At 30.4% G+C, this 14,022-nt stretch carries 4 protein-coding genes; all 4 read left to right on the top strand.

What is annotated here, in order from left to right:
• Positions 1-3 precede the first annotated feature (3 nt).
• The 4 genes from EXC55_RS00155 (at position 4) to EXC55_RS00140 (ending at position 13,957) form a co-directional block, all read left to right on the top strand.
• A complete protein-coding gene (locus EXC55_RS00155; RefSeq protein ID WP_129622684.1) occupies positions 4-3,831 on the top strand; it encodes a lipoprotein 17-related variable surface protein in 3,828 nt (1,275 codons plus the stop codon).
• A gap of 131 nt (positions 3,832-3,962) precedes the next feature.
• Entirely contained in the window at positions 3,963-4,643 is a 681-nt protein-coding gene (locus tag EXC55_RS00150; RefSeq protein WP_129622683.1) for a 16S rRNA (uracil(1498)-N(3))-methyltransferase, read from the top strand.
• An 18-nt stretch (positions 4,644-4,661) separates the two neighbouring features.
• Positions 4,662-5,069: a tRNA (adenosine(37)-N6)-threonylcarbamoyltransferase complex ATPase subunit type 1 TsaE gene (gene tsaE / locus EXC55_RS00145; RefSeq protein ID WP_129622682.1), complete on the top strand. Its 408-nt coding sequence runs from the start codon at positions 4,662-4,664 to the stop codon at positions 5,067-5,069.
• 215 nt (positions 5,070-5,284) lie between these two features.
• Entirely contained in the window at positions 5,285-13,957 is an 8,673-nt protein-coding gene (locus EXC55_RS00140) for an SGNH/GDSL hydrolase family protein (protein WP_129622681.1), read from the top strand.
• Positions 13,958-14,022 lie beyond the last annotated feature (65 nt).

Genomic DNA, 14,022 nt, shown 5'->3' with positions numbered 1-14,022 from the left:
ACAATGAGCAAATTAAAAAAATTAGCATTAGTTTTTGCTTCAAGCTTACTAGCCACATCAATTCCTATGAGCGTTTTGTCGTGTACAAGTGAAACTCACACACAAACAACTCCAATTTCTGATGGCACTAGTTCCACAGGTGCAGCAGCTACAACTGCTGACACTGAACAAGAAAATTTTGGTACAAAAATAGATAACATTATTGATGGTACTAATGTTTTTCTTGATACGAATTTTGATAAAACAGGCACAAATTTAACTGAATTTATAAACAATAACAAAGATTTAACCGATAAGTTTATTTTAAAAACCGACTCGAATACAAATACTGAATCAACAGAAACCAAACCAACAAAACCCGTACAAACTTTTACACAGCAATACCCTGACTTAATAATTAAATATGAAATTTTAAGTGCTGATGTAAATGCAGGAATTTTAGAAGTTAATGTGATTTTTAGTTCGCGCAAAAAAAACTCTTTAGTCAAGGTCAAAAAATTTATTATTAAAGGTTTTAATGTGTATAAAAACACTGACTCAACTAATCAAAATCAAGACCATACTTCGTCAACAACTAAGGAAACCCAAAACGAAGATGCACAAACAAATAAAGATATAACAGAGGCTGGTTTTGCAAAATATTATGCATTAAACAAAGAAAATATTCAATTTGTTTATGAAGATGAAAACGCAGGCTTTGCTTCACAATATTGAGGCGCAAATCAGAAATTAGATTTAACGAAAATAAAAATTTATGAAGTTACAACTGATCCAAAGACCAAAGCGGAAACAAAAGTTAATTTACGAGAAAAATTTTCTACTTTGAACTTTATTTTTAGTCAAAAACCTAGCCCTAAAAATTTAATTGTAAACGACGAATATGGTTTTATAAACGGCTTAGTTCTTACTGTTACAAAGAAAAATAATACTGGTCAAAGTCAAAAATCAGTTTATATTAACGATTTTAATCTTTCTGGTTTCAATTCCTTAACTTCACTTAAAAATGCAATCACAACTGAAAATTTGAAATACATTTTTGAGAATTTAGCAGATTCAAATTTAATTTTTAAGACTAATTCACAGCACTTTTCGGAATATGCAGCACTTAATTTTTCTGCCTTGAAACAAAAAATTGAATCAAGCTCGCAAGCAAATATTTTCGATTTTAAAGTGATTATTTTTGACGACAGACAATCTTTAGTAAAAAAATTTAATTTTTTAGAATTAGTAGACAAGAATGTTAATTTAACGTACACATTGACTGGTGACAAAGAGAATATTTTAAAAGTTAGAGTAACTGCTACCGCCGTTCAAGATTCCACAATAACATATTCAAAAATTTTCGATCTTCAACCTTTGAGTAAGTTTCCTAGTTCACAAAACTTTCTCAATAATTTAATAAACAATTTCGATGAAATTGGTTTTTCTGCTGATGCAACAGCAAAATTAAATCAATTACCTTCACAATTAACGGATGAAGATTTAGCTGATTTGTCAATTTGATCCAACGTTTTTGACTTTCAAAAACGTATGCACAAAATTTCTTTAACTAGTTTTAAAGAACCATCATTCAAGGTTGAACTTAAAATATTGCCAGAAAGCGCCAATGTTCAGCAAGGCACAATTGATGTGAACTTAACTCTTGTTTCGGTACTTAATTCGAGTGTAAAAGCAAGTAAAAATTTTAAAATCTATGGCTTTTATCGCCAGTTAAGTGAAAGCGACTTGTCAAAAATCATAGAAAATTTTGACAATAATTTAACTATCACTTCAGTTGACGATGCATTAGCACAAAAGTTTGATAATGTTTCTAAAGTTTTTAAGTCTTTGCCATCTGAAATTGATTTACAACAACTTAATTTTAGCGTTGCTAACTTTGATAATTCACCATTGCCTAATGATGTAGAAATTGAATATTTAAATAGTCAAGCGGTTAAAGAAGATGCTGCTGGTCAAATTCTTGTTCCTGTAAAATTTAGTTCAAAAGTTAATCCACAAGTCACAAAAACAAAAACTTTCGCGCTTAAAGCTTTCGTAAATAACATTGAAAGTCAAACTGAATTGCAACAAAAAATTGATTCCTTAGGAAAATTAATTATTCAACAAAATTCAATCAACCAACAAAAACCACCTAAATTAAGTGAACTAGCCAATGATTTAAATTTTCTAGAAAATGCACAAGTTTATGCTAATGCAAAAAATGTACGAGAATTAATTCCTGGTATTTCAACAGTTGAATTCAAATTACTCGAGGAAACTGAACAACGTTATGATAACCTTAGAGGTGAAGCATATTTTAACGTTATCTTTAAAACAACAAATAAAAATAAAATTGAAATTACTTACACTAAAAAAGCAAAATTCATTTCACCATATAAAGATGTCACAGAAGATCAATTAAGAGAATATTTTAATATTCCAAATTTAAGAGTAGCTTATGTAGGGATCCTAGGTGAAAACAAAACTGCTTTTACCTCAGAAACTGTTAAAAATTCAGATTTTGTTTTAATTTTTCAAGAAAACGAAAAAGATTTTGCACCACAATTTTTGAAAGAAAAATATCCAAATCTTCGAATTTCTTATGAGATAGTTCCTGAATCGGATGACGCAGACACAGTTAATCAAAATATAATTAATGTGAAAGTAATTTTAAGTAACTATAACGATGACACAGTAAAAGTTTCGAAAATTTTTCCACTCAACTTAAAATTACCTGACACTCAAACATTAGAAAGTGTGTTTAACAAAAATACTGTTTCGTTAGTTTTTGCACACCCTTCTTATCTTTTAAAACAAATAAAACCATCTGAACTTAAGAAAAAGCAAGTTTTCTGAAATGGACTTATTCTGGTGGATGCTGAAGACCTAGATATTAGCCAAACTGAAAATTGAACACATTTTTTAGCTCGCAGCAGAGATGTTTTTTTTGCAAAACTTTTTAATTCTCGTTGACCTTTTATACAGAGAAAAATAAGTTTTGAAAATGAAAATGATGAAACCGGCACCATTGATGTTATTTTTACTATTACAAGTTTTGCGGGCAAAGATCCAGACAGAGAACTTGGTTCCATTACTAAAAAAATTACTTTAACCGGTTTGAAACAAACTATTGAAACTGATAACGCTTTGAAAAATTATGTTGAAAATAACGAATTTATACTTACTGCTGATATTCCTTTTTTCCAAGAACAATTAGCTTCTAATTTTGATTCTGATCTATTAAATTTTTCATCTTTGAATCTTGAGCGCAAAATTTCTTTAGTAAATTTTGATCAAAACTTTAATCTTGTGAGAAATTACTTTTCTTTAGAAGAAGATTTTTTAGGTGCAGAAGATGACAAAAAATTCTTAATTAAATATGAGCCAAGTGAAACAAATTGTTACAATGATGAAACAGGAACTTTAAACCTCAAAGTTACATTCTTAAACGCAGAAACGAAGCAGGAAATTGTTTCTAAAATAATTCCTTGACACGGATTTTGAAGAAAAGAAACTCCCGAATCTCTAGCAGCGTATTTTGATGTTGTTGATAACAAAACATTAAAACTTTATTACAGAGGCAAAAAACAAAACTTTGCAGATTTAAATCAAATCGATTTTTCTTTATTAACTCTTTCTGTTGCACAAGTAAGTAGTTCGGATTCTACTATGGCTTTGAATTTAGCGCCTGCTGATGTTTTGATGAAATTTGTTGAAATTAACATTGTTCCATTCTTAGAAGAAGGCGAGAACAACCAAAAAATTCTTAAAGCCAAAGTGACGTTAACTTCAAAAATAAACCCACAAGTAAGTTACACAAAAAATTTAATTGTGAATTTTTGAGAACGATAAACTAAAGATGAGCATTCGTGCTCATTTTTTGAAATACTTTAAATTTAACACTACTATATAGGTCTATTTAAAAACTGTTGTTTTACAATTTTGCACTTATTACTTGAAATTATTGCCAAGATAGGAGTTGTATGCATAGATTTTTTGTTTCAAAGAAAAACGGAGATTATTTTGATTTAGATGACGCTGTGTTGAAACACATAAAAGTTACTCGTTTAGAACAAGAACACTTTCTTTGTAATTTTGAAAAAGTTTTTTATGAATGTGAGTTAGTAGGTAAACAAGCGAAAATTTTACAAAAACTTACCATTGACCATGAGTTTAAGAACGAAGTAATTTTGATTGCACCCGTGATCAAAATGTCACGTTATGAATGATTATTAGAAAAAGCTGTGGAATTAGGTGTCACACAAATTGTGCCACTTGACTCTCGTTATACTAACGGAACATTACTTAAGTTTGACATTCCTAAAAAGACAAACCGTCACCAAGAAATTATTAAAAACGCCGCTGAACAATCATTTCGCAATGTAATTCCGACCTATAGTGCACCCATTAAATTCAAAGACATTTTCACCACTTATGCATCGAAAAAAATTTATTTAGCATATGAGGGTCAAACTACTGCATATGAAGTAAATTCACTTCTAACAAATTCAGTTTTAATAGTAGGCCCTGAAGGAGGGTTTGCTACAGATGAAATTAAGTTTGCACAAACTTTTGCGAATGTCGAAATTATTTCTCTTGGTCGCAGAATTTTAAGAGCCGAAACTGCGTGTTTATATATGCTAAGTCAAATCAAGGAGCACTAGAAATTGTTAGAGGTACCAATGGAGAAAAAAGTTTTTATAACTCAAGATTTAAGAGAAGTTGATGTTGTTGCTAAATATCTTTTGGCCAATCTTACAGCTTCAAAAATAATCTTACTTAATGGCGAACTTGGCACAGGGAAAACAGCTTTAGTAAAATATTTAGCAAAAAATTTAAATATTAACGAGGTCATTAATTCGCCTACTTTTAATTACATGAAAGTTTATCCGGGTTTAGTTCATATTGATGCATATAACTTCACAAAAAATGCTGATGCATTAGATGAGTTTTATGATTATTTTGAAGATAATATCGTCGCAATTGAGTGAGCAAATTTAATTAAAATCGAAGCTTTGAATTATTTAAGTGTTGATGTGTCTTTAAGCAAGCAAGGACAACACATTTATCAAATCAGCCGTAAAATTTAAGAAAATTTAGATTTTATTGTTTAATTTAAACTCGTTTTTTGACCAATAACACTATGTTATAGTCTTTTTAGTCAATTCGCAAATTGTGAGCATATACATATTCATATGTATAATATAAATATATTAGTATAAATAACACAATACGAGTGTTTAGTAGTGGTTTTCGGCACAATTAATAACATGAAAACTACAGTTAAACAGAAAACGAGGTGCTTATGAATCTAAAAAAAGTTATTCCTATTGGCATAATCGGAATTCTTTCTCTAAGCGGAACAATTGCGGGACTTTCACAAGTTAAGAAGAGTGCAGTTACTATAAAAGTTGGTTCAGAAAACTCAACAACTAGTGATACACCAGAAATAAACTTATTTCCTAAGGCAGCTGAGTTAGGTGATAACTCTAAAAAAGAAGAAACTCACACTCAGCAAGCGGATCCAACTAATTCTAATTCACCTGTGGAAACTAACCAATCAACTGCTAAAGCGCGTATGCAAACGCCTAATGTAATTACGCCAACGCAAAAAATTAAGTACCTGGCAATAGGTGATTCAATTAGCGCTGGTTTTAATGGTTTGTTGTCAGAAATGAATTCTGGTGGTGCTTTAGACTTAAACACAGGAAAAATTACTGGTTTGTCTTTTCCTGCTTATCTGGCACAATTTTTTCAGACCGCTGATCCAAATCGATTTGAAGCATACACAAATTTAGCTAAAAGTAGTTCAACTTTATTAGACTGAAATTTACTTTTAAACGAACCGTCTGAACTAAAAAAATTAAGTCAGGAAGAACGTGCACGTTTGGTTTTGATTTTTGAAACTGAAGATTTAGAATCTTTACACACTTTGTTAGTTGAAAAAATTAAAACAAGCAACCTCTTAACAGTGACGCTTGGTGCTAATGATGCTATCAAGCATATTTTTCAACATCTAACCACACTTGTAGTTGAACCGTTATTAAGCACAGCCTTGGCAGGTGAATTGTCATTAGGGCAATTATTTAACAAAGTTACTTCTTTGTTCCAAACAGTTGTAGATAGTGTTATCGAACAACAAAAAAAGCTTATTACTTCGCTCTTAAGTCTTAATCCGAATTTAAACATTAACTTTATTTCTTACCCATTACCTATGGCTAAAATTGGAAAAATGCTTGATGAATATTTAAATTTGCACATCAAAATGTCATTTTCAGTTAGTCAAGTATTAATTTCAATGCTTAATGATGCTATTGCGAAAACAGCAAAAAGCGGTAATGTCAATTACATTGATGTTTATGATGAGCCATTTTGAATTACTAATGCTGAAACACTAACTCCTTTGCTTTTTGATATACATCCGGGAGCATTTGGTTACAAAAAAATGGCAATGGACGTTTTTGTCAAACTAACTGCTAAAGAACTGGATGTTGCTAATTTCAATGCGCACAACTGAAATTTTGGTGCCGAGCATTTTAGTGACAACAGTTTTAACGCGCAACAAATTGTTTTCGAACAAGATGATCAAGTTTTATACGATAAAGTTTTTGGTTTGGACAAAAACAAGTTTTTATTTACAGAAGACGACTTATATCTAGCGAGAAAATCTGAATTTAATTGGGATAACTATTATTTAAAAATTTTTAACGATAATTATTTTGCACGACTTGTGCTTAATGATTCACTTTTTGCATTATTAACATCATCAACGTTTGCGAAAATTGATCCTGATGGTTTACTTAAAAAATTCCTTAGCAAAAATGATTCTCAAAACTTTAAACAATTAGTCAATTGATTAGCTGATACAAACTTTTTTAGTCAAATTGGTAAAGAAGCCCAAGTCAAATTTGAGACTACAGATTGAAATAAAGATGGTAACGTTGATAGCTCAGACCAAAAACTTGAACATTTAATCACCGCTTTTCAAGAGGCTGTGTTAAAAGAGCATCGACTTGTAAAATTAATAAAAAGTTTTTTACAAATTCCTTTTTTCCAAAGTGAAAGTGAACGTGCTGAACTTGCAAAAGTTTTGAAGGCTATCTTTAGCAATTTAGCAACATTTTCATTACCAACAACTAATATTGCTGAATTATTAAACAAATTTTATGATGAAAATAAATTTGGCACATACATCAGCAAACCTGACTTTGAAACTTTAATTCGCAAATTACTTGCGAGTCAAAATTTACAAACTGAACTTGTGAATGTGTTGATCACAACTTTTGCGAATGGCACAACTTTTGAGAGCGCAGAAACATATCAAGACTTATTCCTTGCGTTCTTCACTAACGATGCAATTAAGACAACAATCAGTACAGCAGTAGCAAATGTCACTGATGAATTTCTCACTGATAATGAAGTTAAACAAATTTTCACCAGAATTCTTTTAAATGTTGTAAAAAATTTAAATTTAAGTGCAAATGTTGATGACCAAAAAGCAAAAATTTTGCTTTACAACCTTATTGGTTTATTACAGGATGTTAACCAAAATTTACATTTAGTTGAAACAGTAACAAAAATCATAGTTGACCAATTAGCACGTACCTCTTTTGCTTCCTTCGATCTAAATGAATTTTTTACAGAGCTAAAACAGAAATTAACCACTCATTTTAGCGATAGCAATTTAGAAAATCTTATTGTCCTAACAAGCAATTCGTTTTTAACAAACGCAAATTTTCAACAATATCGAGCAGATTTACGCAAAATTCTGATTAACTTTTTAACTCAAGATGCTTCACCTATAAAAACATTATTCACAGATGATTTAGCAAAAATTTTAACTACACAAGCACAAAAAGTTGACTCAAAATTGCTTTCTAGTGCACTTAGTGAGATTTATAAAACCCCTGAATTTGCACAATTTGTGGATCTTTTTCTTGATCAAATTTTTCTTAACCAAACCACTACACCTTTGCATCTCGAAGATCTTATTAAAAAAGTTTTTACAAACCTTGCCGCTAACGAACCATTATTTGTTGCGTTAAATAACTTAATACAAAAACTATTTGCAAATGAAACAATTTCAATTTGGATTTTTGACCACTTAACACAAATCAATGCAAACTTAGAAAAAAATGTCACTTCTTCTTTGTTGAAAACAGTTGTTTCAAATGTACTTTCTAATCAGCAATTTAGAACAATTTTGGACAATTTTGTTCAAAATGCTTTTGTTTACGACCCAAATTTATCACTTACGCAAAGATTCAAAACTCAACATTTATTACAAACTTGATTTAACACTCACGCAGACAACAATCAAATTTTAATTAGTAATGCCAAAGAACTTATTGCTCAACTTGTAACAAACCCAGACATAAAAAACGAATTAATTAAAATTATTGTTAATTACTCGAGTTTTTTAAAAACTAATATTAGTCAGGAAAGATACACCACGTTAGTAAGTGAACTTTACGACATTCTTTTTCAATATCAATCGCAATTTAATTTAGTTGAAAAGTTTGTTTCTTTATTTATCGAAGAAGTTAAAAATTTACCTACTAATCAAGCTTTTGACTTTCATTTCTTTCTCACAAAATTCATTAACAACGAATTTAAAAATGGGGATCTAGAAAGCAAAATTTTCACTGCTTCTACTTTACTTTTAGGTAATGAGAATTTAAGAAACTTTGCACCAGAAATCAAGCAAATTTTAACTAATGTGTTTGCTCATTCAGATTCACCGTTTCAAAAAGTTGTGATTAATTTTATAACAAAACAATTCAGTGTAGTTGCTGGACAAAATGAAACTAAAATCGCAAAATTTGTCCAACAAATATTAACATCTACTGAATTTCAAATTTTTACTAATGAAATAATCGATTCAATATTAAATGTTTCCACCGCACAAATCAAAAATTCGCGCGGCATAATCGAAATTATTGCGAATTTATTAAGTAGTTTTACACACAATGATGAATGATTGGCAAGCGTAAATAATTTATTACAGCAAATTTTATCGAACGAAAGTTTTCAAGAACTATTAACCAATCTTTTACAACAAACTAATCCAGTTTTAGCGAAACTATTTGATATAAATACAATTAAAGCCATCTTAGACTATTTATTCGGAAATCCAAACTTGGCTTTTGTTTTAAACAACTTTGTCGAATATACTTTCAAAACAGAAGTAAACACAACATTTGATGAATTTGCAAAAGGTCTTACTTTTCAAAAACTTTTGCAAAAATGATTTCAAGATGAAGCTAATAACGCTCAACTAAGCGATAAGTTAGTTCTCACTTTTGAAAACTTATTTGTTAATGAAACTGTTAAAACTAAAATAATTGATTTACTAGTTCAAAATTCAACTTTTTTACAAGAAAACATTGAATCTGATACCTATAAACAATTTCTTTCTACAGTATATGAAATTTTGTTTGCATATCAACATGAACAAAGTTTATTTAGAAAATTTGTTGAATCATTTTTGACTCAAATGCGTGTATGGGATTCTACTAAAGTATTCGATTTCACTGCGTTTATAACCAATTTTATAAATAATGAATTCACAAAAAATGAATTAGAAAACAAAATTTTTACTTTAACAGTTAAATATCTTTCGAATGAATCATTTAGAAATTTTGCGCCGACAATCAAAATTATTTTTCAAAATGTTTTTACCAGTCAAAATTCACCAATTAAAGCGCAACTTAGTAATTATCTAACTGCAAAATTATCAGTATTAACTGAAGGTAAAATTGTTGAAGAAACGTTTACTGCTGAGTTAACTAAATTAGTAAAAAGCACCGAATTTGCAACGTTTATTTCTGAATTAGTAGATGTTATTTTCCAAACTACAGCATCAGAAGTTCGAAGTACTAATGATTTATTTGAACTTATTAGACTAATTTTCGCAAACCTCAAAACAAACACAAGACTTTTTGAAACAATCAATACCTTTATCAACAAAATTTTAGATGCTGAGTTTATTCAAACATTCATTAAACACAACGTTGGTAAAATTGACCAAAAACTTGCAAGAAATCTTAACGCAAGTTTCTTTAAATTAATTAGTAACAGATTATTTACTTCACAAAACTTCAAATTGTTATTGCATAATTTTATTCAATATGCCTTTGTACAAGACTTAAACGTAAATCTTGTAGAAAAATTTAGCGCAGAAAAATTATTGCGCAATTGATTGAGTTCACCGCAACATAATGAAGAGATTAAGTCGCAAATAAAATTGTTAATTTTAGATGTTTTACAACACCAAACCATAAAAGGTAAAACATTAGAAATAGTCAAAAACTACATACCTGCAAAATGATTTACTAATCTTGACAAAGAAAAACTTGATGTTGTTTTAGCAAACTTTTATGATGTTCTAGTTGATTTTCAGGGTCAAGTTGATATTTCTGGCCAACTACTAGATGCTTTGATAGCTCATTTACAAACAGCTACGACCAATTCGTTTAATTTTGAAACATTTCTTCACAATTGAGCTCACACTACTTTTGATAAGACTCACTTAGCAAAGTATGCTGGTAAACTATTTGAATCGATTTTGAGTTCAAATCTTTTGGTAAATACAAATCAAAACACTACATATGTTGAAACTTTAGTTGATTTTATTTTAAATATTGCTCAATTTCAATACAGTGATGCGCTAGTTAATTACTTAACTAATTTACTCACAAATTTAGTCAACAAAAATGACGACGAAGCCTTTAAAAAAGCACTATTTACACAGTTAACTAAACTTGAAATTTTCCAAAACAGTCAACTAAAAACAGCGATTATTTCATTGTTTGTTGAACTTGGAAAATATGGTCAAAGAGAATTTAGTCGTGATAGTCATAAATATACTAATCTAGCACAAATTGCTTATTCAGTGGGCCAGGTTGCACTAAAAACGCCAGACTTATGAGCAAAAATTATTGAATTATTCGATTTAATTTTTGCAAAAGAAAATGTTGAATTATTTTTAGATGATCAAACAAAACCAACTTTTGAAAAAATTCAAGAGTATATTTCGTACACAGATATTTTAACGAGATTAAAAGAACTCTTCAAATCAGAACCTGCAAGACAACTTCTAGAGTATCTATTTAGAAAAGGTATTTTTACTCAAACCGGTACAGTAACTAGTGAGAGCGGCATTTTTGCACAAGTAGATTTCGCGAACTTTGACTTTGCTGCATTTTTGGCAAACCAAGGAAACTTCAACGAAATTAGCAGTAACTTAAAACAAGTTATTTATGTTTTGTTTAAAAATCCAGTGTTCAAAACTGTAATAAAAGACAATATTTTGACCACTATTTATACAAACTTTGGTGAAAATGCCAAAAATTCTGATAATCGTTACTTGAGTGAATCACTGCGTCCACAAATTGGTGAATTACTTTTCTTAGTTATTGATAATTTACAAGTTTTTGATGAACGTATCAACTTCATTCCGGCCTTTATAAATGTGTTTTTAAATGCCCTCAAAAATAAACAAGTCTTAGATTTAAACAAAATTTTGAATGAATTTGTTTGAGAATTTTTTGCGCCTGCCAAACTACCGAAATTCTTTGTTCGGTTAATGGGCACATACAATCAATTTACAAACTTAACAGAAACAATCAACAAATTCAAAAATATCATTTTAGGATTTTTAGCAAGTTGAAACCAACGTCCAACTAATTCAGTGACAGATTTATTATGAGAACTTTTACCAGCAGAAAGTTTTAAGGCTGTTGTTGCGCCGTCATTTACAAAAGCTAATTTGCATTCCTTGTTAGATCGATTATTTGCTAACACAAATTCAAGTATTTTAGCTAACTTTATTCATAGTGTAATTTACACTTTGGCCGAATATGATCGACTCAATGCCAACAATGATAATATTACTTGAACGACAATTACGGACTTTTTCGGACAAAATTTAGATAATCCGCAGTCAGTGCAATCAATTCAACTTACTAAGTTTGTCGATCTTGTTAATGAAGTAGCTGCTTCTGATGAGGTTAAACTTTTAATTCAAGGATTGATAAATTACAACATAGGCAAATATGGTATTGATGTTGGTGATGAACGCCATACTCAATTTATCAATAATTTGCACCAAGGTTTACCTGAAATTTTAAACAAATTACATATTGTTGAATCCTTCTATAAAATAGCAACAAAACATCTTTCGAGTGCGATTAATGGCGAAGATATCGGCGAACGTTTGTTTAACGATCTCAAAACAGACTTAAACTTATTTACTTTTAAAACATTAGCAATCCTGCTCAATTCGCAAGCAATCATTAAAAGTCGCGCAACTTTAACTGCAGATTTAAATCAGATTGTAGATTTAGTGACTAGTGATAAACACTACACAAACATTTTATTAGGAGACTTTGGTCTTGTTGAAATGATCAAAAATTTTGGCGTGAGCGAAGAACAAGCAAAAGAACTTTGGTACGAAGTTTTAGTTCAACCTTTACTAAGTAGTGGCACAGACAATTTTGCACCCCGCAGATTACTTAAACATTTACTTAACATCGCTATTAATCATGGCGAAATTATCAAAGATGTTGAATTTGATCGGATTGCCTTAGCAACAATTTTCAAATACGATCCTAATGGTACTAAACCTTTGATTTTGGATTTATTAATCCATTTAATGTCTGACAAGCATAAATTCAGAAATTTAATTAGTAAGATATTGCTAGAAAAAATGAGCAATGATGATCCAGCAAAACCACAACGATTGGACGCTGAAGGCAAAATGTTGCCAAGAATTACAAAAAGTTTTAATTTCTATGCTTTTAAAAACGCGACAGACGGTTCAGTCAACGACCCTAGTGCGCAAGCGATCATTGATCATTTTGTGATGACATTCTTTTATGCTTTACGAAGCCAACATAGCGATAATGCAAATAATTCTTTTTTAACAAAAATTATTAATAATGTTTACACAGAAGTTATTAAAGAACTTAAAACTTTTGATAATTTAGGTAATCAAATTAAAGACGCTGTTGTTAATGGCTTAGTGAGTGAGTTATTGGAAAATCAAAACTCAAGAACAATCACAATTTCAAAATTAATTTCTTCATCAGAGTATTTTGGCAACTTTACTAAGTATCTCAACCCGCGCAAATTTGCAAATATGGTCAATTTACTTTTCGATGCGTCACCAGAAGCAGAAGATGCAGGTATTTTTGCTATTATATATAATAAAACAGATGCTCAAAATGAGGAAGCTAACAGCCAAAACATTCAGAGAGAGAGAGTAGATGATGGTTATGTGCCACCAGAACCAATTAAATTTTCAGCCGATTTTTTTGGAATCCTAAATTTAGTTTTTTCAGGAGGCTTGAAACCATTTGTAGCACGTGTGCTTAGTCCGCTGTTTAAAAATTATATTAACGAAGTTGCTACAGTTCCTAAATATCAAACCATAGCCGAGGCAAAAAATAACTCTCCTGCTTGACGAGCAATTAATCGTGTACAAGCTGCAATTTTGCAAATGGCACACCTTGGTGCACCAACAAACTTTTGAACTTCATCATTTCCCCCAAGCGGCTTTGAATATCATTTTTATGGCGGAATGTATGAAGGTTTACGCACTGCTTGGTTGGAAGCGCCAAAAGCACAAACAGATACTATTAGATCAAAATATGGCTCTAATTTAAAAATTATTGGTTTTAGAAACCCAGCCGACCCTGTACCAAATGGTTTGTATGGAGCGACTCAAGTTCTACGAAATAGTTTCTGGCGTGGTGGTTGAAAATCTGGTCGTGATTCTTTATTAGCATCAAACTTTTACCCTCCAGACAGCTTGCTTTCATATATTTATTGATGAAACGAAACCGATTTGTGAACAAAATATACTAACTCTCCACGCAAAAATCGACAATCTTTTATCAAGTATTTGCGTGAAGGCAAGTTTCCTATGGAAGGACAACAACGTTCAGGTTTGCCAAAAGTACAAGTCGATCAATAAAACAACACCCTTTGAGGGTGTTTTCTTTTGCTTTTAAATTTATATAACAAGCCTGCGATAGTGTT

The sequence above is a fragment of the Mycoplasmopsis columbinasalis genome (assembly GCF_900660705.1).
GTDB lineage: Bacteria > Bacillota_I > Bacilli_A > Mycoplasmatales > Metamycoplasmataceae > Mycoplasmopsis > Mycoplasmopsis columbinasalis.
Note: the sequence above shows the minus strand (reverse complement) of the source record. Positions and strands in the feature narration are given on the sequence as shown.